Source organism: Shewanella sp. SR1, from assembly GCF_020447145.1.
Classification (GTDB): domain Bacteria; phylum Pseudomonadota; class Gammaproteobacteria; order Enterobacterales; family Shewanellaceae; genus Shewanella; species Shewanella baltica.
Window position 1 is genome coordinate 180484 of the sequence record NZ_JAJAEF010000008.1, and the last position, 25797, is coordinate 206280.

Consider the following 25797-nt stretch of genomic DNA (forward strand, 5'->3'; position numbering starts at 1 on the left):
ATCTGGCCTTTCTAAGCCGTGGAGTCCCACAGACTCAGCTTCTGGCACGAGTCCTTTGAGCAATAAGCTGAACCTAAGCTGAACAGAAAAGATGTATCAAACAAATTTACAGGTAAATACTAGATATATTAAAAACTTACAGCCATCATTTGAACGCATTATTTGCTAGCTGCGATGTTTGTCGCGCTATTGTTATCACGCAAATAATCCAATGAGGTTTGATGCAAGCTTAGGTTCCACGCATCAAATAACGCCCAAGGAAGATCTGCTTTGCAGACTAGATAACTACGGATACACAATGAAAAACACACTGCTCTTCGCAGCTATTAGCTTAGCTTTTGCGACTCCCGCTCTCGCCCATGACACTCATACGAGTCACCCATTAGGCAGCAACACACCCAGCAATCCACAAGCGCAACCCGCACCACGACCACCCTCGGCGCCCATTAGCCAAATAGAATCCCATAGACCGCTACTGCGGGAGACGCCATTGATGGCATCCCCGAATGAGCCAACTATGACAGAACAGACAATGACAGAACCGCCTAAGATGCATTCACGCAAGAAGCGAGAAGTATCTGAGCAACCGCCACTTAAGTTACAGAGTCGCAGCGCCGCACTGCAAAGTGATGACTGCAGTGACTTTGTCGGTAAATCGGGCCAAGCCCTAGTGGATCAATTGAGCCAATCGACACCCGAGTGCGTCGGTAAGCTCTATAGCCTCAAAGGCAGTGCTGCGACCGCGCTGTTTAGCGAGGCCAATGTGATCAGTGTCGCCAACGCCATTGCCACTAAAGCCAAGGACTACACTGGGGTCGATGTTCAGCATCTTGAATCGCATATTTATTTTGTCCGCGCCGCTCTCTATGTGCAGTTTTACAGCCCAAATGATGTACCCGCTTACAGCAGCGCCGCTAAGGCCAGCTTAAAATCGGCCCTCAACGCTTTATTTGCGAACGCTGCGATTTGGACTGTTTCCGATGACAATGCTGGCGTGTTGAAAGAAGCCTTAATCCTGATTGACTCTGCCGAGCTCGGCGCCGATTTCAATCATGTCACCATAAAAGTGCTAACGGACTACGACGCTAACTGGCAAGCCAGTTTCGCCATGAACGCCGCTGCAAACTCAGTGTTTACCACCTTATTCCGCGCCCAGTGGAATGATGACATGCAGGCGCTGTTCGCTCGTGACCAAGGCATTTTAGATGCGCTGAATAACTTCCAACTCGAACATCGTGACTTGTTAGGCACCAATGCAGAGTATCTGTTAGTCAACTCAGTCAAAGAGTTATCTCGGCTGTATTACATTGATGCCATGCGCCCGCGAGTGACTCAGCTAGTTAAAAACATCCTCAGCAGCACCAGCAAAACCGAACCGAGTAAGGTGCTTTGGTACGCGGCGGCAGAAATGGCCGACTATTACGATCGCAGCCATTGTAACGATTACAATATCTGTGGCTTTAAGGCGCAGTTAGAGGCCGATACCCTACCGTTCAACTGGAAATGCTCCGACAGTCTCAAGATCCGCGCCCAAGATCTCTATCAAGATCAAGCCAAGTGGGCCTGTGATGTGCTGACCAGCCAAGAAAGCTATTTCCACAGCAAACTTGAAACGGGCATGCAACCTGTAGGGCAAGATAACAACGATGATTTAGAGCTAGTGATATTTGGCAGCTCGTCTGAGTATAAATCCTTAGCCAACAGTATCTTTGGTATCAATACCGACAACGGCGGCATGTACCTTGAGGGCTCGCCCGCCGGACTCAAAAATCAGGCGCGTTTTATCGCCTATGAAGCCGAATGGCGCACGCCGGATTTCCATGTTTGGAACCTACAACACGAATATGTGCACTACCTCGACGGGCGCTATAACCTGTTTGGTGACTTTAGCCGCGGCACGTCGGCCAATACCATTTGGTGGATTGAAGGCCTCGCAGAATACATTTCTTACCGTGACGCCAATACCGCGGCCATTGCCATGGGCGAAACCGGTGAGTTTATGTTGTCGACCATATTCAAAAACAACTATGAATCGGGCCAAGACCGTATCTACCGTTGGGGTTATCTGGCGGTGCGCTTTATGTTTGAGCATCACAGGGACGATGTAAGACAGATTCTCGCCTACCTACGTAACGACCAATACGCGGAATATCAAACCTTTATGGATGGTATTGGCACACGTTACGACAACGAGTGGCAAGGTTGGCTCGCCAGCGGCTTGAGCACGGCTGACGATGGCATAGTCGATAAAGGCCCAAGTGATGTCGATGCTGAGCCCAGTGGCCGTGAAGGTAATTGGACTGGCCCTGCGGGCACTATCAGTAAGGATTACTCGCCTTGCCAAGTGACGAACGAAGCCTACCGTTACACAGAATCGGCCAGCCTTAAAATCGATGTGCCGATGGAATGTATTGATTCCAAACTCGGTCGCGCCAGTTTCAGTTTTACTAATACCGAGCGCTCGGCCCAAGATCTGTGGATCAAGATTGGCGGCGGTTGGGGTGATGCCGACATTTATTTCAATTCTAAAAGTTGGGCAAGCCCAGAACAAAACCAAGGCGCGGGGATCGGCAACGGTAACTATCAAGTCATTAAAGTGCAGTTAAACCCTGACGAATATTGGCACTACATTACCTTGTCGGGGGATTTTGGCGGCGTCGATATGCAAGTTAGCACCACTGAGCTGTTCGCTGATGTTGATCCCGATCTGGGAGATGGCGGCGTAGATCCTGAGCCACCAGCAAATTGCGGTGCAGTGACCTTAGATTACGGCCAGCTCACACTGGGCAAAAACGAGTGTATCAGTGGTGGACGCAACAGCTTCTACTTCTGGGTTGAGGAAGATAATACTCAGTTCACCGTCACCACTAAGGGCGGCTCTGGGGATGCCAATCTCTACTTCAATGCCAGTCAGTGGGCCGACGCCGATAATGCCGATGCCAAGAGCACTCAAGTGGGTAATCAAGAGTCGCTAAGTTTTAGTGCCAATCGCGGCTGGCGTTATATCACAGTGGACACTGCCACTGAGTTTAGCGGTGTCACACTCACCCTCAACACAGGCGCGAGCAACACACCTACGCCGGCTCTAATCGCCAATGCCTGCGCAACGCAATCGCCCTTGAGTCATGGTGAACTGAGTTCAGGCAAAGCCATCTGCACCGCCGATGGTCGCAGCGATTACTATCTTTGGGTGCCAGAAGGTACGAGTCAGTTAAGCATCAACTCGGCCCACGGCAGTGGTGATGTGAGCCTGTTTTCGGGGACAACGTGGGCCAATGCTCAACACTTCGATGCAGCGTCTGTCACGCCTGCTAACACTCAAGAAAGTATCACAGTCGATGCACCAAGCCTGGGTTGGTATTACATCACAGTGCAGAGTGAACCCCAGAGTTCGGGTGTCGCACTGCAGGTTGATTTACGCTAGTTGGCTGTCGTTGTTTAAGCCAGATCGTTTAAATCAGCTTTTGAACTCTAGCCACCTAACACTAGAGGCTTAAATCAAGCAGTTGAATAAATAGCAAAATCCCTGCCATGGCAGGGATTTTTATTGGCTAAATGCTAACGAATACTCTTTTATATAAACATGAAGTTATAAGCGCATCTCTTCAAGCACTTGCACTCTGTCCTTAGCCCTTGCTTCATAGTCATTTGAAAATCGCTCTGCAATTTCAATGCTCTGCTGATAAAGCGTTAACGCTGTTTTCGCATCGACCGCGCCGCCCTCGCCTTTATCTAATAAGGTTGCTAGCTGGAAGTATGCATTGCCTAAAATGTCCGCCTGCAAACCTTGCTTGGCACCCAGCGTCGTCACTCTTGCTAACCAGTAACGCGCGTTAACCGCATCTCGATGGGTTTCCGATAACAAGATATTGGCAAGTTCGGCTGCGGCATAGAGATCCCGCTCGGCGGCAATCTGCCAAAACTCCTCACCCGCAGCAAAATTATCCGCCAAATAGTAGTAATCGCTGGCCGCCGCATGGGCCAGTTCAGGCTTAGCCTTCACGCTCAGACGATAATTTTCCAGCGCGGCATTAGCATTAAAATACGGCGAATAAGGTAACAGTTGATAGAAAGCCATAAGGCTGCTTGCCTCTGGCAATCCTTGGTCAACTAATTGATTTAACTGCTGCCACGCTTGCGTTTCTCTGACCTTATCTTCACCCGTATTAACGAGGCCACGTTCGATGGCAGATAAAGGCAAATGGATTAACTCAAGCTTTGCCTCTTTGTCACCAAAGCTCGCGGCGCGTCCGAGCCAATAGGTTTTTTCATCAATTAGCCCCGCGTAACCGGCTTGGTCTAGCATCCAGTGCAAGGCTTCAATATCGCCCGCCTCTGCGGCTTCACGGTAATACTCTTGTGCCTTAGCCTCGTCCTTAGGTAAGGCGTGGCCCAACTCATAGATACGCGCCAATAAGCGCTTATCTTCGGCCTTGGCACTTTGAGCTAAGGTCTTGATTTGTGATTCAGGTTTACCATAGGCATACAGTTTTACTTCACTGTTAGCATAAGCATATTGAGTGCCGTCGGGATACTTCACCTCAACCGTATCGGGCTGATACCAAACATCGACCTCGTAATGCTCGGCAATCTGTGGATTAAAGTTCACCCGCATTACCGCCTCCTCACCGCGCCGAACCGCTTGAGTATACGGGCTGGCCCACAGGCTAGAAGTGCGCTGCAGGCTACTCTTCAGCCGTGCTTCGAAGGGTTTGTCTTCTTCTGGATAATGAATAAAAACCGGATAGTAAACTGGTGCTAACGATAACGGCGTGGTCGCCAACAGAGAATTATCTGCCTCGCTGCCCGCATGAATAGGATCGATATTAAGCTCATGACTTAAATAAAAATCATCGTGGGATGACACTTGAGTCGGCAACGCAGTTTGGCTGGCAAGCTGAGCCGCATCTACCGAGGTGCCCTGCAACTTGGCGAGGTAATCCCGTTGCAGCGTTTTAGCTCTCTGCCACAGCGGGTGGTTCGGCAGTATCGTCACATCGAGCATTAAATCCTCGAGATGCCACTGACAATCACCGCCACCATTTAAGGCTAAGGGCAGCGAAAACTCACTCGCTTCACTGCCGCTACTGATGACTTGTCTTAGCACTGAGGTTTCTTCGAGTGTCGCGCGGTAGGGATTAGCAAGATCGCCACTGGGAAAACGGATTTCCTTGCGGGTACAAATCGATGAGGCGTAATAACCGACGAGTTCTAATTGCGTATTGGCGGGCAACACACCGACAAACTCGAAACGCTGGCTGTCCGCCGGCGCCGTCACTTGATCGACTGGCAACTCACTGCGAAACAAGGACTCCCAAAAAGAGGCCATGACCGGAGAGGCAAACATCAGCCCAGCCGAACAAGCCAAATACAGGGGCGCCCTGTGAAAGCACTGTAACAAACTCATAATGCCAGCTCTCCGTCGCTGATGAGGCAAATCCACTCGCACTAAAACACTCGCTTAAATACAAAAAAAGATCATTAAGTTATCGAAAAAATTAAGCCAACGCGCTTAGCTATTGGCTTAGATCATAACGTATTTGCGGGCAAGTTGAACCCATGCTGTCGATCTAGTCTCGATAAACCCCAACGAATCTAGAACTAAGCTTTGGCGCTACGCAGCCTTGCAAGTACATCCTTAGCTTTGAGTTCGGCCATAGCGACATAGGCCACAGGCACTACAAATAACGAGAAGAAGGTCCCCGCCAATAGGCCACCGACTAAGACTAACCCTATGTTGGCTAACCCTAATGAGCCCGGCCCAGAAGCCAGCGCTAAAGGAATAGCACTTAAAATCATGGTTAAAGACGTCATTAGAATCGGTCTTAAGCGAGATTTAGCACTGCTTCGCGCCGCCTCAATCGCACTCAAGCCTTGGTCTTGTTGCTTATTGGCAAACTCCACCAGCAAGATGCCGTGCTTGGTCACTAACCCCACTAAGGTTAATAACCCTATCTGCGAGTAGATGTTCACGCTCTGGCCAAACAAGGTTAAGGTCAACAGCGCGCCAACAATACACAAAGGTACAGTCAGTAAGATGATTAAGGGATCGACGAAGCTTTCAAACTGCGCGGCCAAAATCAAATAGATAAACACCAGAGCCAGCAAAAATAGCGACTGAGTGCCCGCCTGTGAATCCATTAAATCTTTCACTACCCCATTGTATCTAAAGCCTTGGGCATCGTTGAGCAGCGTTGGCAGTTGCTCGTCTAAGTAGGCTTTGATTTCATCGGTGGAATAGCCGGGCATAACGTCCGCCGTCAGCTCGGCGCTATCAAGGCCCATAAAGGTCTTAATGTTCGATTCTGCCGTGGTCTGCTTAATCGACACAAACTGCGATAACGGCAGGGCTTGTCCAGATTCTGAAGTGACGTACAGCTTATTCAATACTTTGAAATCACTGAGCTTATCTAAGTTCACTTGCACTTGAATCGGATAAGTAAAGCCATCGGTGGCATGTAAATCCGCCGCCTTGACTGAGCCAAGGAAGGTCGACAGCGCATTCGTCACATCACCATAGCTGACGCCCGAAAGGATAATGGCGTTGCGATCGATAGATAGGTCGTAGCGCAGCTGATCCCTCAGCACTGAGTTACCTACGTTGTTCAGCCCAGGATAATCCTCGAGTAACTTTTGCACTTTGGCGGCAGTGTCATTGAGTTCGTCCTTATTGCGGTCTAAGGTCGTCAGTTCTAATCGCAGGTTATTGGCAATACTGAGATTATTCGCCGAGCGAATGCTAAAGGACATGTTATAGGCAGAAACGCTTTCCTTTGATTTGCTCATCAAGTCGCTGATCACCTCATCTATGCCCTCGCTGCGCTCACCCCAAGGTTTAAGCAGCACATGGTTTACTGGCTCGCCCTCGATGTAAGACAGGTTCGCCCCAACGGCGGGATGCTCATCCATCACGCCATTAAGCTCAGCATTATGGTTCAGATGATACTGGCGACCCACACCGGTTGGACCATTGGACGCCACATCGATAAAGCCTGAATCTTCTGCGGGTAAAAGTATTTTCGGCAACTGCCAGTAGGCGATGCCCGCAAGACCGATAAGCACCACAGCCGCGCCTAGCATTAAGCGCTTACGGGTAAACCACTTATCCAGCTCTTTGATATACAAATCGTTTAACTGCTGCAGCGCATGCTCGACTCGGCTAAACCATTTCGGCTGCTGCTCAGTAGTATTGATAAGATAGGCGCTCATCATAGGCGACAAAGTCAACGCCACTACGCCAGAGATCATCACGGCGGCGGCCAAGGTGAAGGAGAATTGCCTAAACAGATCGGCGGTTAACCCCGACATTAATCCTATCGGCAGATACACGGCCGCGAGCGTTAAGGTCATGGCAATGATCGGGAAGATGATTTCCTGACAGCCTTTAATCGCCGCGTTAAAAGGCGTTTCACCGTTTTCGATGTGGCGATAACAGTTCTCCACCACCACAATAGCATCATCAACAACCAGACCGATGGCCAAAATAATCGCTAGAATGGTCAACACATTGATGCTAAAACCGAGGGCCGACATTACGGCAAACACCCCAATCACACACACGGGAATGGTAATGATAGGAATTGATGCCGCCCGCAGGCTGCCCAAAAATAACACCACAATCAGCGACACTAAGATCACCGCCTCAATCAGCGCGGAAAAGCCTTCGTCGATGGAAGCCTCAATAAAGTCGGCCTGATTGTAGGCCAAGGTCATTTCTAACCCTTGGGGTAAATGCTGCTGCATGCGCGCAATTTCGGCCTTAATGTTCGAGGCCACAGTCACAGGATTAGCATTGCTCAGCGGTAAAATTTGCAGCGACATCGCGCTATGACCACCGATAAACAAGATACTCGGCGACAGACTTTCTTCGCCCATCACCACATCGGCGACGTCGGCCACTCGGATGATCTTGCCTTCGCTGACCTTGATCACTAAGTCCTTCACATCTTCGAGTGTTTCAACTTGATTCAATGGGTTAATCGAGAAATCCCGCGATTTACCTTTAATCGCGCCCGAGGTGAAGCTGGCATTATAGGAGCCTAACGTGCCCACCACATCGGCGGCCTTAATGTTCAGCGCCTTCATCTGCTCGGGGTTGAGCCAGACTCTAACCGCCTTTTGTGAGCCGCCATAGGGCCCCCACACAGCGCCAACGCCTTGCACTTGCTTGAGCTGCGGCACTAGTTGCTGGCTAATGTAATCGTACATGGCCTGCTTTTCCATGCCGCCCGCGTTCACAAAGGTAATGATATTACTGGCAGAATCTGTGGCCGAGGTATCGTCGGTGACCGTTGGCTTATCTATCATGCTCTGGGGAAAATCGTTAATCCCTTCAACGCTGCTACGCAACTTATTCATTAAGTTGGTGTATTCAATATCGCTGGTATCGTCATTGAATTTAATGGTTAACGAGCAGCGCCCCTCGCTACAGTCAGTCGACATAGTATCGACCTTATCTATGCCCGAAGCCGCAGCAATCAACTTATCGGCCACGTTGCTCGACATAAAATCGGCGCTCGCCCCTGCAATCGATGCATTCACAGATGCCGAGTGGGTGGTGTGCTCAGGAAAATATTGAATATCGAGTTTTTGAAAGGCAATCAAGCCCAGTAACACAGCCATAATGCTGAGTACGGAGGCGAAGATAGGATGACGAATACAAACTTCGGGTAAACGCATTATTCGGCCCCCTCAGTGCTAGGTTCAGGACTTGGAGTAGCACCCGCACCTGAGTTGGAACTGGAGGCTGCCGCTTTATCTGCCGTGTTTTTATCCTGAATGACTTTGATCTTGCTATCAGACTTGAGGTTTTGCATGCCCGTCTTAACCACGAGATCGCCTTCGGCTAAACCCTCAGTCACGACCGCATAACCGTCATTAGTGTTTTGCGCGAGTTTAACCACTTGTTTTACGGCGCTATCGCCCCGCACTAACCAGACAAAGCGTTCGTCGTTATTGGCGATAATCGAATTTTGCGGCACTAATAAGCGTTTAATCCCACGGCTATAGAACTGCTTAATATTGGCGAACATGCCGGGCGCTAGTTTGAACTCTGGGTTGTCGAGGGCGGCGTGCACTTCAACTCGTCCTGAGCTTTCATCCACCGCTGGAGCCACATAGTTAACTAATCCTTTGAACACCTTATTGCCATAGGCTTCGACAGTTACATTTACCTTCTGACCTTTTTGCGCCTTGCCAAAATCATTTTGGCTGATGGCATAACGGACTTCGACGGGATTTAAACTATAGAGAGTGACTAAAGCTGTACCTGCGCCAATTTGGCTGCCGATGGACTGGCTAAAGCTTGTTAGTTGACCGTCGAAGGGCGCCTTGATCAAGTAGTCGTTCATGGTCGCTTGTTTCTGGCGAAAATCGGCATCGGCCAGATTCACATTTTCCCGCAGCTCATCTACATCTTGCTTGGCGAGTGCGAAAGGCTCTTTGATCAGCAGGTCTTCAATACGCTCAAGCTTAGTTTTCGCCAGTGCTAAGGTGCTCTTGGCCTTGTCTAAATCGGCCTTGGCCTTAGTGTTATCTTGCTCGGCAATCACTTGGCCTTTCGTCACTTTGTCGCCGTTACTAAAATGGATGGCGCTGATTTTTTCGCTGGCGTTGAAGTTGAGTATCGCCGAATCGATGGCGTTAATTTTACCGACTTCATTGACGACATCGGCAAAGGAGGTTTCTTTAATGGCCTCGACCGTCACAGGGATAACGTCGACCTTGTCCGCCGCAGATACGGCTATAGGGGTTAAGGTGAAAAGACTCGCCAGTAGAAACGTCAAAGGCGCGAATAAGGGCGCCTTTGGGAAATGATGGGGGCTTTTTAATGAAATATCGCATTCACTGCGTGCTCGTTCAGTCACTCTTTGTATAAACATCGTTTGTGTAAACAGCGTTCGTGTAAACATAGTATGCAAACCTATCGTTCTTACTATTCAACGGACATCCTATCCGACAACAGCAAACCGGATTGAACCCAAGACTAATACCAAGTCCCCCAAATGCCTGTTTCAGCAATTTGAGGTTATTTGGGTATACAGCCTATAGGCATAATCCCAGTCAGTGCCAGTAAAAACTCGGCTACACAACCAAACAAAACAATGAGTTAACGCTAAATCCAATAGAGCGAACTTAAATCACACAAGGACATATAAAACACAACAAACTAGAAACAGATGTAAAGTCAGCCTGTTAGCAAGCCACTATTTGCCTTTTAGCAGGGCTTCGATGGCCTTTTTCACCTCTGCAAAACAGGGGCGCTGAGTCACATCTAACTGCATGCACTCATCCTTAATCGCACTCAACTTTCTATAGTGTTCAGGGCCAATCGAGGCACTCACATAGGCCGATGCATCCACATAGGCCAACAGATCCTCAATCAAGCAGCCCAGCGCGCGCACTTCAATCGCTTCCATTGCCAAGCGCTCTACTGTAGACAGATTGCGTAAATTGGATGCCGCACCAAAATCACCAAACAACAGGTTCATCTGTTGATTAACCATAATGTTATGGGCGTAGACATCGCCGTGGCTCACTTGCTTGGCGTGCATGTGCGCCATTGCATCGGCCAATTGGAGTGCAATCTTAGTCACGTCATCAAGGCTAAACTGGGTATTGGTATTAAAAGTATCGCGGGTGCAGGTTGCCAAACTGGGCGGTAAACCTAAATTGCTAAACCCGGGCGGGATGAGCTCCATCACTAAGCCCAATTGATCCTTATGGCTGATGTGCGCCACCACCTTAATAAGGCTCGGGTGATCTCCCGTTGTGAGGCAGCAATCTAACTCGTCGGCGGGATAACCATCGCTCGTCACCTCCCCCTTAAAGAGTTTTACCGCAATCTGCGATGAACCCGTCGCGGCTATCATGGCCTGATTCAACCAATCACCACGGTAAATCACCCCAGAGGCGCCTTCGCCCAGTTTTTCTGCCAACTTGATATCATGCAGAGTCACGTTTGCCACTGTGGCCACATCGGCATGGGGATCGACCAAGGTATGGCTGAACGGATTACCCGCAAAAGCGAGCCAAGTCAGCTTAGGCAAACCCAATAGCCAAGCTGGCAGCGCTTGCAGTTGATTGGCCGATAGACGCACTAATTCTAAGTTACGGCAATTGACCATCGACTCGGGCAAAGCCGTTAACCGGTTGCCCGCTAGTGCTAATTTTTGTAGACGAGGTAAATCGCCCATAGCCGCAGGCAAGGTTTCGATTTGGTTATCGGTAAGAATGAGCCAGCGGGTTTGTAGCGGTAACGCGGCGGCAGTCACAGTGCGGATTTGATTCGCCTTAAAGCCAATCATCTCTAAATTCGCACAGCGCCCTAATGCCTCGGGTAAGTGTTCGAAGCGGTTATTAGAAGCAAAGAGGATCCTTAAGCGCGATAAACGGTGCAAGTCCTCGGGCAGAGTACTCAGTTGATTATTCGACAAATCGAGGATTTCGAGGCTATCGGCTAAGTCAAAAATCTCCCGCGGAAACTCGGTTAACTCCTCGACCAATTGTAAACGCGTGATCCCTTGTAACTGCCCTGCTCTTAACTGCGCTAACGTCTGCACTTTGCTACCCAAGTCAATGAAAAATCGCCGCTATGGTAGCGCATTAATGATTAAAGCTAAACGCAAGATATACAGCCAAAGGGCGGCGCGATCGGCGCTAAACGGACGTTAAGCGGGCATTGCAAATAGGGGGAAACCGTGGGGAGCTATCCAGAAACGCGAAAACAGATTAGCATGTGCACCAATATGGAATGCCCAGTTAACTCATCACAGGACAATCATGCGGAAACATTTTCGCCAAACGCACTCTTTTACAGTGCTAATGCTGGCCATGTTCGTGGCCCAATTGAGCGGTTGCGCGACCACGTCGGCAAGTCCATCGACCACAGAATTCAGTGCCCCTGCAAATGATGTGAGTAACGGTAGCGACCACTCGCCACAACACCAGCAGCACACGCCACCCGCTGTGGTTGAGCAGTACAGCGACGTTTGGGAAAAGATCCAACACGCCAATACCATTGACGTACATGACGATGCCGAAGTGCGCAAACAGCGTAACTTTTTCGATGATAAACAGAAATTTATGAATCAAGTCGGCGAACGCGCCGAGCCCTTTTTGTATTACATCGTCAGCCAGCTCGAAGCCCGTAACATGCCATTAGAATTGGCGTTATTACCCATAGTCGAAAGTGGTTACAATCCACTGGCACAGGCAAACGGCCCGGCTGGACTGTGGCAGATGATCCCCGCCACAGGGCGTAATTTTGGCTTAACGGTTAACTCTGCCTACGACGGTCGCAAAGATGCGCTGGCCTCAACCGATGCCGTGCTCGACTATCTACAGCATTTATACGACACCTTAGATCACGACTGGATCAACGCCGTCGCCGCCTACAATACCGGTGAATTGGTGATTAAAGCCGCCATCGACAAGAACAAAGCCAAGGGCAAACCGACGGACTTTTGGTCGTTGGGCATTCCCGCTAAGCGCGTACAGACTGTGCCTAAGTGGCTGGCCTTTATTCAAATTATTCGCGCCCCTAATCATTACAATCTAAAAGTACGGCCGATAGCTAACCGCCCTTTCTTGGATAGAGTGCCTGCGCCCAATGGCGTGGATATCGGCCAAATCGCCAATGCGGCTGGGCTGAGCAAGGCAGAATTTAAAACCTATAACCCCGGCTTTCGCCAAGGCGTGATCCCGAGCAAAGGCAAATATCAAATCGCCTTACCGCTGGAAAACATAGGTCAATATCAGGAAAACCACGACAAACTCTACGCCCAAAAACGCTATGACAGCCAAAGCTACATAGTTAAATCCGGCGACAGCCTAGGCACAATCGCGGCCAAGTTTGATACGTCAGTCAAGGCATTAAAACAGGCTAATAATCTGACCTCCGACCGCCTCAAAGTCGGCCAAGAGCTCACACTATTAACGCCAATGGCGGCCAATGACAATGCGCCTGAACCCGCTAAAGCCAACACTAAGGCCGATAGCAAAGTCAGCAGCAAGTCATCGACTAAAGCAAATGCCAGTAGCACTAAAGCCACCAGCTCAAAATCGGCCGACAAACCAGCGGCAAAAGCGAAAACCTATAAAGTGAAATCCGGCGATTCACTGGATAAAATCGCCCGTAAGAATAAGGTCAAACTGGCTGATTTAATGAAGTGGAACCAGCTCAATGGCAAGAGCATTATTAAGCCAGGCCAAGAACTGAAAATCAGCGAATAACGCTTACGGCGTTAACAGCAAAAAGCCCAGCAAAGCGCAAATTAAAAACGCTGTGTTGGGCTTTTTTCTGTCCCACGCTTACAGGAAGAGTGGCTTGTGACTTGCGACTTGCGACTTGCGACTTGCGAAGAGTCACTTGCGAACAGTCACTTCAAACCCATCTTTTAAAATAAGTCACTTCAAATACAACGCTGCTATTTTGTGTCTTTCTTCGCTAAACCGAGGGGATACAATTGCTGCTTAAACATGCCAACGGGCATGTAATCGCCAACGACACCATATTGCTCAGGCCACTCTTTCTGACCTCGAACGGCGGTTCCAAATAAGTAATCTAAAAATGAAAAGTGGGCAGCATAGTTACGATCGATAGCCGCCTTATCGGAAGCATGATGCCAATGGTGGAACTGCGGGCTGACGATTAAGTAACGTAACCAACCGAAGTTAACTTGGACATTGGCATGATTAAAGACCGCCTGCACGCCAACGATAATCACATAAATACTGATGATGTCTTTAGAGAATCCCAAGATAAAAATCGGCGTGAGCACTAAACAACGGGTAGCAATCAACTCAAACATATGTTGCCTTGAACCAGCCAACCAATCTAAATGTTTCGCGCTATGGTGCACCGAATGGAAGCGCCACAGGAAAGGAATTTCATGGTAGGCACGGTGCGCCGCATATTGCATTAAATCGGCGACCAATAGGATCAACAGCAGTTGCAACACAAAGGGAAGACCCGCGATAAAGCTTTGCACTGTGCTGGAAATGGCCCAAGAAAAGCTCGACTGCACAAATTGGTTTGCGACCAATAATACAAATCCAATCGCTAAATGATTCACCAGAAAATGATTTAAATCCCCTTGCCACTCGGGTCTCAATATTGCCTGTTCTGGTTTATGGGGTAACCATTTCTCGATAAAAATGAAAATTAAGGTTGAGCCTAATAAGTCTAAAATAAACCAATCTAACCCCAGTGAGACCTTATGATTTGCAAAAGGCTCAACCTCGACTTGATGGCCACCAAAGGCGATCGCTAAACTCACAAATACCCAAGCCACAAAGCCGAAACGCTTATTTTTATTTCGAATAAAATTCAATAAACCTAAGCTGCCCGACACCACTAAGGCGACAAATATCAAACTACGAATAACATCGACGTTATAGCTTTGGCGTAATTCGGGAGTGGTGAGATATTCGGGGAAATGAAATGCCAATACACCTAGAAACGATAATATGGCTAACATACACGCTATGGTGCCGCTAATACTGCCTTCACCAATTTGGAAATGGCCGTCTTTAAATCCTTTACTCATCACAGTGAACTCCTTTTCCTATTGTTGCTCGCGTTATCCACACAACAGCGCTATTCACACAACAATCACTCAGCTTAATTTTTGCCGATTAGCCTACATTAACCTCACTGCCACAATCAATAAAAAGCGCACGCTAAGAGAATAATGCTGAATCTATTAAGCCTCTCTAAAATGAACACCTAAAAAACGGCCAAAAAAAAGCGCTACCTAAGTAGCGCTCTTGTATTAGCTAAGTTTACTCACCTTAGCGGTTAGATCTTAATCAAGTTATAACCAAAACTAGTCGCAGGATCTTTATTCAGCACCATAGTGACATTGTCTTCATTGCTGAAATCCATTAAATCGGATGCATAGACAACGGTTTTAGTGCCGTTTTCGACTGCGATGACTTTAATAGAATATTCGCCTGCAGGTACAGTCACTGACTGAGGGCTAGCTGGATTGACCGCAGTGATTTTATTTACCGCAGTTTCAATCGTGTCATTTGCTTTTAAGAAATACACAGTGAGATTGCTTTTATCGGCAAAACTCACAATGTCGAACTTAAAGCTATAGGGACTTGGAGTCTGAGTTTGCTTCATCTCCATCGCCTTCACTTGGCTGCCCTGCTCACTCGCCTGCTCGTAAATGAAGATGGTTTTAATATCATCTTGATTAAGGGTGATCAGCACATTATCGAGCAATTTATTTTGCGTACCGTGATCGAACACGCTCACACCAAAGTCATTAAACTCGGCGCCTTGATAACTAGTCACCCCAAAAGATGGCACTTCGCTAAACAGGGTTTCTTGCTTACTGCTGGCCACTTTCACATCGATAATGTGCGAGCCTAAACCGTTAAAGACGCGATAATCGACACTCGCTTCTAGCGCCACATGGTTACGAACATTAGTGGTTGAATCGACGCTGTCTAAGGTGATTTTTGAATCCGAAGCGCCAAAACCTTCACGGATGATCAGCTTATAAGGCACCTTAGCACTGAATTTAATGTTCGCAGTCGTGTAAGACACATTGGTCGTTCCCGCAGGAGTGAGGTAAACCTTATATTCCCCAGTATCCATCACTTGCGGCTGCGACGCTTCACCGTAGGCCACACTGCCAAACATCACGGCATCGGCAAAGGTTTGTGTCGACTTAGAAACATAGGCATCAAAGGCTTGGGCATGCACAGCTGTATTCGCAATCAAAAGCTGCATTTTACTGTTTTCTGCCACTTCATTAAGCTTATCGAGTTCAGTGCGGGAATAGTTGATATTGAGTAATTTAGGTTCGGCAAAATCACCATGCAATACAAAGAAATGATCTGTAGCGACTTTCAAATCGATATCTTCTTTATAGATGGAGATATCTTTGTTAGAGGCGTCCTTAGCCATCACTTCAATCGCACTCACGCCCGCCGTCGACGTAAAGCGCGGCATAGTGTCCCCATAGATCACGCTTTCATAGGTTTTATCGGCGACTTTGAGTGCCGTCGCTGTGCTTCCGGCCGAAGCGTTATAGAATTGCACATAGGTGGCATTCTGATCTGTGCCATCTTCATTATTGCTGTCTGAGCCACATGCCGTTACCGCTAAACAGGCAACAGTCACCGCAGCGAATCCCTTTAGCTTACTTTTTATCATTGTTTCCCTCATTGACTGACATAAAATTCAGTTCAGTCTACCCAGATATCCAATGACAACAATGCCTTTTTACCTTAAAAACAAAAACAAATATTTCACAAACTCAAACACTTAACAAACATTTCAATAACACTGCAAATAGTGATACAAACCACACTTTTTGGCCTCTTAATTGATACAAATGCATTTGCCGATACTTTTGCTCACATCTCAAAAACGCTTCTACTGCGGTGGAAAATGGCTGGTCTATCGAACAGCTCTCTTTTAGGCTTATTGCGACTATGGATAAACCATCCACAGACGGTACAAACCTTGTTCGACTTATGCGATTGGGTTACTCTCGCATCGCCAATTAAGCCTTTGGGATGGATAGGATTTGCAAGGGATTCTCAACTACTACAAACAATGTTTTCAACACGATAGTGCCGAAATCAACCTCTGGTCTAGCCACAAGCTTGCTGAGCAAGAAAAGCTATTACTCCAACATGAAGACGAGTTAAGCAGTGGCTTCCTACCCCGTTTACCCGTGCCATTTGCCCAAGCCTCTGCATTAATGGCGCGTAGTGCCTTGTATCTACGTGAAAAAGTACTATTGCACTGTTGTTTATTTTTCTGCGGCACAGTCGAACTTAATGGCGAAAAACGTAAAGTCGTGACACCACTCCTTTACCGCGAATGCCAATTACAGGCAGATGGCGATAACATTTACCTGCAGGGCAATGACACATTTTCTGGCCAAGGGCCATTCACCATCAATGAAGCACTATTAGAAAAATTAGTCGTTGAAGGTCACAGCTTAAGTCAAGAGTTACGCGATAATCCAACAGATGTCAGTGGCTGGATAGCTTGGCTGCGGGCGGGTCAAGCCGATGTTGATACCAGTCATTTATTGCATTTTCCCAAACTGATCGATGAAGCTGAATTCACTAGTTTATGCCGTAAACGTGGGCAGTTTATGGTCAGTCGGAGCCAAATTATTCTTGCAGAGCGTTCGCTCGCTAGTCGGGGCATTTTGCACGAACTCGACAAGCTAATAACAGCGCCCTCACACTCTGCGCCGCTTAAAGCGCTATTCGCAGAAACCCAACAAAAAATATCAGCAAGCGACAATGCAGACACGCAAGAGGCTTATCTTCCAGGGCTGTTAAGCCGCGCCCAAATTCAGGCGTTAAAGATAGCGGCCAATCAAACTTTGGGGCAGATCTCAGGCCCACCCGGAACAGGTAAAAGTTACACCATAGCCATAGTGGCGGCGGAGCAGGTATTAAGGGGGAAATCTGTCCTCATCGTCGCCCATACCGATGTTGCCGTTGATGTGATTGCCGATAAGTTAGAGCAACAATTCCAGCTAGGTAGCAGTCTTATCCGAGCCGGCTCGCCGCAGTTTATTAAAGTCCTTAAAAACCAGATAGATGAAATGCTCCATGGTCAGCACCCAGCGACTGATGAAACCATTTCAGATATCTTACTACTCAATGCAAAACAGCAACTTAATACTGTGGCCCGTGAGCAAACCAAAATGGAAGCCAGTTTTATACACCATTGCCGCCATGCCATACGTCGCGGCCAAAAACTGGCGACCTTACAACAAGGACAATCGCGCTGGCGCTTAGGATTTTATAATTGGGCATACCATGCGGGGATCAAACAATTTGCCCAGCAATGGAATGTGCTTGATAAATTAACGACACTGATAGCGCAAAAAGAAAGCTTAAGTCTCAAATACTTACAATTGGCCACTCACTATCGATTAAACCAATTACTCAAACATAAGCGCAGTACGCTGGTGAGTTTTGCCAGTGCACTTCGCGCTCGGCAGTCCGCTAAGCAACTCGAAGGTTTCTACAAAACGGATTTTGATGCCCTAAAACAAACCTTTCCTATTTGGTTATCTAGCCTTGCCAGCTTACATAAAGTGCTCCCTATGGAGCAGCAAATGTTTGATTTAGTGATTATTGATGAAGCCACTCAAGCCAATATTGCCGAATGCTTACCTGCATTGCAGCGGGCAAAGGCGGCACTGGTTGTTGGTGATAACAAACAATTACGACATTTCTCGTTTTTATCCCGCGCGAAGCAAACCCAAATCCACACTCAGTTAGGACTCGCGCAGGATTGTCGCGGGTTAATGAGCTACCGTGATGCGAGCATGCTCGACTTAGTATCACAATCCCTCACGAGCCAGTCCCAAGTGGTATTTTTAAATGAGCATTTCCGTAGCAAACCTGAGCTGATCCAATTTAGTAATCAGCAGTTTTATCAAGGCATACTGAAAATTATGCAGCACAGACCCTGCACGAGTTCAGGACACTTACATAGAATACAAGTGACAGGCGCGCGGGATAGCAAGGGAGTTAACAGACTAGAAGCGGAGGCATTAATTCAAAAGTTATCACAACTGATTGATGAACAAATGAATACATTAGTGCCTTCCAGCATTGGTGTGCTCTCCTGTTTTCGCAATCAAACTGAGTATTTATCCCAGCAAATCATGGCGCGCTTTAGCGCACAACAAATAGAACGTCATCAATTGAGGATTGCCACGCCCTTTGGTTTTCAAGGGGAAGAGCGCGATATCATGCTGATATCTTTTAGCATTACGGCCAACGACAGCCGAGCTGCGGTGTATTTAAATCGAGCCGATATGTTCAACGTCGCGATTACCCGAGCCAAACAGGCGCAATGGCTATTTTTATCGGTACAAGAGCATGAACTCCCCAACAATAATTTACTGGCAACTTACTTAGCATCGGCGGGCCAATTTCAAGCGGCACACAATTATGTCGATGCACTCGATACCTTTGGCCAGTCGGTGGCACAGGCGATTGAAGAAAAAGGGATAACAGTCTGGCGCGCCTACCATATGGCGGGGCTGGAACTGGATATTTTATGTCGCTATGGTGACCAATATTTAGCGATAGATTTAATCGGTTACCCAGGACCTTGGGCGGACTTTTTCGATATTGAACTATATAAACTCTTACAGCGCGCAGGCATTAAACTTATCCCCGTGAGCTATGGGCTTTGGTGTCAGCAGCGGGAACTGTGTATCCAACAAATCTGCAATCAATTTAAGCTAGAACACTCGAATTAAACAATAAGCATCTCACGGATGACATCCCCGTTGACGACCGATGAAATAGGCCAAGACGGAACGTTGGAGTTAGAACAAAATATCCCCTGCACTGGCTAGCACAGGGGATATGGCGGTGAATGATCAATCTTCTATTCTATGCACCAACACTCATTGCTGGGGTTCAAGTGGTGCAGGAAGGACTTGGATGGTTAAACTGCCATCAGCTGGCAAATATTGCTGTGCCAGTTTACTGAGCTCTGCCGGTGTCATCTTCTGTGCCAACGCTTGTCTTTGTTTAAAGGTGGCAAAGCGTCCAGGATAACTCTGGGCATTTGATGCCAAATCTAACCAAAAACCATTGCTCTGCGGCGCGGCTTGCATCCATTCAAGCACAGGTTGGCGGGCTCGGTTAAGTAAGTCTTCGCGAATCCCCTGCGGCTGCTTCACTTGGTTAACTGCAGCGGTGAAATACTCGGAAACCGTTGGCAACATGGCTTGAGTCGTCACGCTAAATAGACCGAGATAACCATATCCGCTGGCATTGAGATCATTGTAAGAAAAGGCCGATGGCGAATAACTCGCGCCCGCTTTTTCTCTCACATTTTCCGTTAATAGGATGCTGAGCACTTGCTCCAACAATCCCAGTCCAGCGTGTTGGCTTAGGTGAGTCATATCCGTTGTTGGCCACACCATGGCCAGCGCCGCTGAATCTGGATGACCATAGTGTGTTAACGTCATCTTAGCGGGTACTTTCGGGAACACAGGCACTAGCGATTGGCCATTTTCAGTGGGGCTGCGTTTGATTGCTCCGAGAGTTTCAGCCACAGCAGTAATGGCGCTGGCTTCGTCGAAATCCCCCACTATGGCGATTTCAATTGCTCCTTGCTCGACGGCTGAATGGAAACTCGGCGCCAGCTCTGCAAACTGACGTTTTAAAATGTCTTCCGGTTCACCATAACCATAACGTTTATCACCACTGTGGGAGATACGGTCAAACTGATTAGAAAACTCAGTTTGCGGGTTGCTATGGAGACTTTGCTGCTCGGCAATCACTTGCTCGCGGAACAATTGCTCGGCCTGCTTATTCATGCCGGGTTCAATCAAAAAGGCCGTCATTAAACCGAGCTGCGTGCGCAGTTCTGCAGCATTGGTACTAATCTCACCGCCAAAACTCTGCTCACGCACGCCTAGGTTGATGGAAATATCTTGCCCAGCAAAAATCTCCTGCAGGCTTTCATAATCATGGGCCTTGAGTCCACCCTGCACAAACGCACTGTTAAACAGAGTAGATAAGCCATCTAACTCAGGGAATGGCACTTCACCAAAGCCTATGTTGAGGCTGACCAAAGTAGTGCCTTTATTAAAGTCAGTAGGCTTAAGATTAAGGCGTACGCCATTGGCAAACTGTAGCTGGCGAATGCCCGTTTCGGCATCGCGACTATCGGCCACTAACTTGCCTTGATCGCCAAATTGAGTGTATGCAAACTCGTCAATCGCCTTAGTTGCTGGCGCACTCACAGCTTTTTTGCGGCTTTTCTCATAGCTAGCGATAAGCTGTTTTTCAACATTTTCGATGGGCTTATTGCTCGTCAGATACAGATACGGCGTAGCATTCCATGTCTGATTAAACACTTGCTTTAGCTTTTGCGGCGTCACTGTCGGCAGTATTTTTTCAAAAAATGCCAGCTGCCACTCAGGCTCTACAGGCACGCGATTTTCCGCGACCGAATACACTAACCCCTCGGCAATATTCACACTGTGGATAGTAGTGCTACCCGCTGCGCTGAGCTGATACCCTTTGTGCATACGTTTGATTTGTTGGTCAATTTCCTGCTGACTAAAACCAAACTCTTGTGCTTGGCGCAGGGTTTGCTCCAATATTGCTATGCCCTCTTGCCAGTTATTCTCCTGCGTACCTAAGCTCATTTGAGTGCCATAGGCTATATCAAATTGATCCCCAACCTGCAGGCTAACGCCAGATAAACCTTGGCTATGCAGTAACTGCGACTCCATTCTGCGATACAAGATGCCGTGGGCGAGTTCAAGCAGTATTTCCTGCTCTCGCACGGCAGGGCTGTCGGCTGGATATGCCATAGGCTTGAGCATACCGAGGGAAACCGAGGTCGATAGGCTAGGATCGAAAAATGCCGCCGCCTCGACGCGTTGACGCTCTGCGACAGTGCCTAGCGCTTGCGGCTTAACCTTCGCCGCCAAAGGTGCGGCCTGCCAACTGGCAAACTGTTGTTTTATCTTTTGTTCAACTGCGGCTACCTCGATATCACCCACCACAATTAAGGTGGTGCGTGAGGGCGTGTAAAAACCTTGGTATAAAGACAGCAGCGTCTCGCGAGTAGCATTCTTGATGCTGTTCGCCTCACCTACAGGTAAGCGCTTTGACAACAGTGTATCTGGCATTAAAAACTGTAATTGATTGCGGTAATTCTCCAGATCCGCACCGCTACGCTCACGCAGTTCAGCCAATACCACAGCTTTTTCACGCTCGATAAGCGCCGGGTCAAGTAATAAATTACTGCCAATTTCGCGCATTAAAAACAAAGCGGTATCGACTTTATCTTGGCTATTACTTGGCAAGTTGAATTGATAAACCGTCTGCTGAAACTCAGTCACAGCATTGGTATCGGCGCCAAAACTCAGACCAAGACGCTGCAATGTCGGGATCATCTCCCCCGCAGCCAAACCCGTCGAGCCATTAAAGGCCATGTGTTCAAGAAAATGCACTAACCCCTGCTCGGTATCAGACTCCACCACTGAGCCCACGTCCACCCGCATGCGTACTATGACAGCCTGCTCTGGCGTCTTATTGCTCACTAATAAATAGCGCATGCCATTGGCAAGTTCACCGGTATGGATTCGCCCACTCATGGGCAAGTCAGCCGTCCCCATCCACAGCGGCTCTTCGCTCGCCTGTAGCGGTAACGCCACACTTAATAATGCCAGCAGTAACCATTGGCGCATCAAACTAATCACCTTGAAATTGTTTATTAAAATTCGCACTTTTCCCCCAAAATCAAATAAGAAACCTAGGAAGCGCACACCTAAGTTTCAGATAAAATAAGCTTTCACTATAGTACCTAAAGCACTTTAAGTCACAAAATCAATACCTTATGCCGTACTAAAAGAGCAGTAAACTTCCATTATCAGTGCAGAATAATAAGCTTAACTTTCACAGCATTAGCACCAACACACATCATGACATCAATACATCCAGAGCAACGGATGCTCTGGCTCAGAACAGCAGTAAAGGTCTCGATGAGTAGCTATATAATCAATTGGTTACTGTATTTAGAATAATACGCCCCTTGTAGAACCTCGTTTGAGACTAAGGCCACTAGGATGTGTACGGATAACATGATGACAGGATAGATCCCCACCGCTTTTAGGCTAACAATCTCTATCAATACTTTACTGTGTAAATTAGCCGAAATAGGAAAGCGATACTGGGCGTGTTAAACCAACAATTACCCATCGAGTCTATGGATATCGTCAGCAATCTCTACAAAGTCATGCTCACGTTAAGCAACAATGTCCGTGATCCCTAGCCTTTACAGGGCTAAACCTAGCTGATATTTTGAGGCGCTATTTTCTATGACACTTGTCCTATTATGATCTTAATGACTTTCCGCTATTACAGTATGCGATTACACGCTTTTTTATGCTTAAGCGTGTTCGCGCTTTTATCCTTACCCGCCCTAGCTGATACCGATGAAAATGCTGAACTTTATGCGAACATGAATACGCGCCTGAGTTACATGCAGCAAGTCGCGCTGCATAAATGGCAGCATCAGTTACCGATTGAAGACCTCGCGCGCGAGAAAATAGTCTTAGCACAAAGTGTCACGGCAGCAGAGTCGCTCGGGATAACCTCAGCAGCGATAACCGATTTCTTTCAAGTCCAGATAGAATTAGCCAAAAAAATTCAAAGACAGTACCACCAGCAATGGCGTGAACATGGCTTACCTCAAACATTGCAAACTAAGCAAAACACTAAACTTAGTTTAGATAAGATCCGTCCCGCATTGACTACCCTCGGCCAAACCATTATCGAGCAGATTGCTGAACATCAAGATCAACATGATTTCTCCGTGTTTAATCTCGCCATCGATACCCCTTTGGTCAGTATCGAAGACAAAGCAGTATTATTTCGCTCTCTCAGTCTTATAAAGCCAAAAGTCTATTTGTCGACATTGGATAAGATCATCGCGGAGAAGATACTTTATGTTGGCACAACGGGTGACTACGAGCCTTTCTCTTATTTTGAAGCAGGCCAGATAAAAGGTATTGATATAGATTTAGCTAACCGACTTGCTGATTCCTTAAGTGCTCAAGCGGTATTTTTACCCACCAGCTGGAGCAATTTAATTACAGATCTCAGCAGCGAACGCTTCGACATCATGATGAGCGGTATCTCTAAACAATTATTTCGACAACGTGTTGGCCTACAATCCGATATTTACCTTGAGGATGGAAAAACACCGATTAGCCTTTGTGCTAAAAAAGAACGATATGATTCGCTCGCTAAAATAGATAAGCCAGATACCCGAATGATCGTGAATAAGGGCGGCACTAATCAACGCTTCGTCGATGCCAATATTAAACAAGCTAAAATCACAGTTCACAGTAGCAATGTGACTATTTTCCAAGAGCTCATCGCGAATCGTGCCGATGTTATGATCACGGATAGAGTTGAAGTCCAATTACAAACTAAGAAGCATCCAGAATTATGCTCCACCATGCCTAATAATTTAAATTATTCTGCTAAAGCATTTCTCATGGGCAGAGATCCTATTTGGAAAGAATATGTTGATGCATGGCTTGAATTAAGCATTAAAGATGGCTCTGTATCCAACATTTTTAATCAATATCTTTAGACTCATCTTGACGTGTCGAGCAGAGCTTTTAAGTATTTTAACTAGCTTATGATTGCAGTTCTAAGAGTCAGCTTAGTGTGTTTAAATTAACGATAAACTTTGTGAGGCATCACCTCTTTATCTTAAGACCTCAAACTCTGCCGATAAAAAAAGCCAGCCGGACCTTGCCGCTGGCTTATCTAGCAAACATCAATCTTATTGAGTATTAGCCACTCAACTGAAATCCTAAAACTGTTGAAACCAACGTTGGATCTGCTGTGGATCTTTGCTTTTCGTTAACGACAGCATCAACAATATACGGGCTTTTTGCGGGTTAAGATTACCTGCTGCAATAAAACCGTATTTAGCGTCGTCTATTTCGGCATCGAGAGTCGTTGCACCTGTGGGAACTCGACTAGAGCGAACGACTAAGGTGCCTTTTTGACTCGCTTTAGCTAAAACATCGAATATAGAGTGGTAGATATTACCGTTACCCACACCGGCACTGACTATGCCATCAAAACCCGCTTCAACCATGGCTTTGGCTGGTAAATCACTGGCATTGGCGTAGTTATACACTATGCCTACCTGCGGTAACTTGTCGAGTTTGCTGACATCAAAAGGCGTTTGCGTAGTATGTTGACGCTCCGTATTACCCATGTACTCAATCTTGCTGTTATGGATCACGCCAAGCGGGCCAAAGTTAGGCGCAGCAAAGGTATGCACACCTGTGGTATTAGTCTTAGTGACGTCGCGGGCGTTCAATACGGTATCGTTCATCACCACTAATACACCTCGACCTTTAGATTCAAGGTTCGCGGCGGTCGCGACGGCGTTATACAGATTCATCGGACCATCGGCGCTCATGGCGGTTGATGGACGCATAGCGCCAACCAATACCACAGGTTTATCGCTCTTGATGGTGAGGTTTAGAAAATAAGCGGTTTCTTCTAAGGTGTCGGTGCCGTGGGTGATGACGATACCGTCGACATCTTTATCGGCCAGTAACAGATTGATGCGCTTGGCTAACGCTAGCCAAACTTTATCGTTCATGTCCTGCGAACCGATTTTAACCAGTTGCTCACCTTGAATATCGGCAAGCTGTTTCATTTCAGGCACAGCCGCAATTAAGCTACTAATGCCCACTTCACCAGCCTGATAGTTAGACTCAGTGGCCGATTGCCCTACTCCGGCAATAGTGCCACCCGTGGCAATGATCCGTACCTGTGGAAGCGCCTGCGCCGCAGAGGAGAGAACTAATCCTAAGGTGACCGAGAGCAAGAGCTTACGCATTGAAAAATTCATGCTTACATCCTTTTATTAATAATAAACGCTCCACAGTGTGCACTATTATTTAAGTCTAACCGTGATAATTCTCACTAAAATGAAATAACAAATTTAGCGTTATCTAATTGATTATTTAAAACTTAAATAAAACACCATGCATTTATTATTGAGTAGATTTAACTAATCAATGATTATTCGCGATTGATAAAGTGGAAATTAAATAGCGTACGGTTTATTTAGATTCAAAAACACTTGAGTAAATATGTCGCCGATTGGTTAACGAATAACAAATCTATAGCTAATTTGCATCAAAAAGTAATAGCTCACACTAGCTAACCGAGTTGAGATGCTTATCTAATAAACAAAACAAATCTACCATTTCAAACAGTTAAGTG

Annotated in this window: 12 protein-coding genes; 4 read left to right on the plus strand and 8 right to left on the minus strand. The window is 47.3% G+C overall.

Annotated features, from left to right (window positions below; translation table 11 throughout):
• Positions 1-298 precede the first annotated feature (298 nt).
• Positions 299-3424, plus strand: a complete 3126-nt coding sequence (locus KV201_RS10035) for a M9 family metallopeptidase (protein WP_226059223.1) — start codon at positions 299-301, stop codon at positions 3422-3424.
• A gap of 165 nt (positions 3425-3589) precedes the next feature.
• Here KV201_RS10035 and KV201_RS10040 read toward each other — a convergent pair whose 3' ends face one another.
• The 4 genes from KV201_RS10040 to KV201_RS10055 all read right to left on the minus strand — a co-directional run bounded on the left by KV201_RS10040 (position 3590) and on the right by KV201_RS10055 (position 11561).
• Positions 3590-5407: a sel1 repeat family protein gene (locus KV201_RS10040; protein ID WP_063883599.1), complete on the minus strand. Its 1818-nt coding sequence runs from the start codon at positions 5405-5407 to the stop codon at positions 3590-3592.
• A gap of 194 nt (positions 5408-5601) precedes the next feature.
• Entirely contained in the window at positions 5602-8679 is a 3078-nt protein-coding gene (locus KV201_RS10045; RefSeq protein ID WP_226059224.1) for an efflux RND transporter permease subunit, read from the minus strand.
• Positions 8679-9911: an efflux RND transporter periplasmic adaptor subunit gene (locus tag KV201_RS10050; RefSeq protein ID WP_226059225.1), complete on the minus strand. Its 1233-nt coding sequence runs from the start codon at positions 9909-9911 to the stop codon at positions 8679-8681. The genes KV201_RS10045 and KV201_RS10050 overlap by 1 nt, the downstream gene beginning before the upstream one ends.
• A 294-nt stretch (positions 9912-10205) precedes the next feature.
• Positions 10206-11561, minus strand: coding sequence for a leucine-rich repeat-containing protein kinase family protein (locus tag KV201_RS10055; RefSeq protein WP_226059226.1), 1356 nt, complete (start codon positions 11559-11561; stop codon positions 10206-10208).
• Positions 11562-11781: 220 nt separating this feature from the next.
• Here KV201_RS10055 and KV201_RS10060 point away from each other — a divergent pair, with 220 nt between their 5' ends.
• Positions 11782-13233: a LysM peptidoglycan-binding domain-containing protein gene (locus tag KV201_RS10060; RefSeq protein ID WP_226059227.1), complete on the plus strand. Its 1452-nt coding sequence runs from the start codon at positions 11782-11784 to the stop codon at positions 13231-13233.
• A 194-nt stretch (positions 13234-13427) separates the two neighbouring features.
• Here the strand turns inward: KV201_RS10060 and KV201_RS10065 are convergent, their stop codons facing one another.
• Positions 13428-14549: a sterol desaturase family protein gene (locus KV201_RS10065; protein ID WP_006083140.1), complete on the minus strand. Its 1122-nt coding sequence runs from the start codon at positions 14547-14549 to the stop codon at positions 13428-13430.
• 251 nt (positions 14550-14800) lie between these two features.
• Complete coding sequence (locus KV201_RS10070; protein ID WP_226059228.1) at positions 14801-16171, minus strand: DUF4397 domain-containing protein; 1371 nt, start codon at positions 16169-16171, stop codon at positions 14801-14803.
• A 376-nt stretch (positions 16172-16547) separates the two neighbouring features.
• Here KV201_RS10070 and KV201_RS10075 point away from each other — a divergent pair, with 376 nt between their 5' ends.
• Positions 16548-19265, plus strand: coding sequence for a DEAD/DEAH box helicase (locus KV201_RS10075; protein ID WP_226059229.1), 2718 nt, complete (start codon positions 16548-16550; stop codon positions 19263-19265).
• Positions 19266-19415: 150 nt separating this feature from the next.
• Here KV201_RS10075 and KV201_RS10080 read toward each other — a convergent pair whose 3' ends face one another.
• Positions 19416-22223: a pitrilysin family protein gene (locus KV201_RS10080; protein ID WP_226059230.1), complete on the minus strand. Its 2808-nt coding sequence runs from the start codon at positions 22221-22223 to the stop codon at positions 19416-19418.
• 707 nt (positions 22224-22930) lie between these two features.
• Here KV201_RS10080 and aroQ point away from each other — a divergent pair.
• Entirely contained in the window at positions 22931-24136 is a 1206-nt protein-coding gene (gene aroQ / locus KV201_RS10085) for a gamma subclass chorismate mutase AroQ (RefSeq protein WP_226059231.1), read from the plus strand.
• A 225-nt stretch (positions 24137-24361) separates the two neighbouring features.
• Here aroQ and ansB read toward each other — a convergent pair whose 3' ends face one another.
• Entirely contained in the window at positions 24362-25420 is a 1059-nt protein-coding gene (gene ansB, locus KV201_RS10090) for an L-asparaginase 2 (RefSeq protein WP_226059232.1), read from the minus strand.
• Positions 25421-25797: the final 377 nt, after the last annotated feature.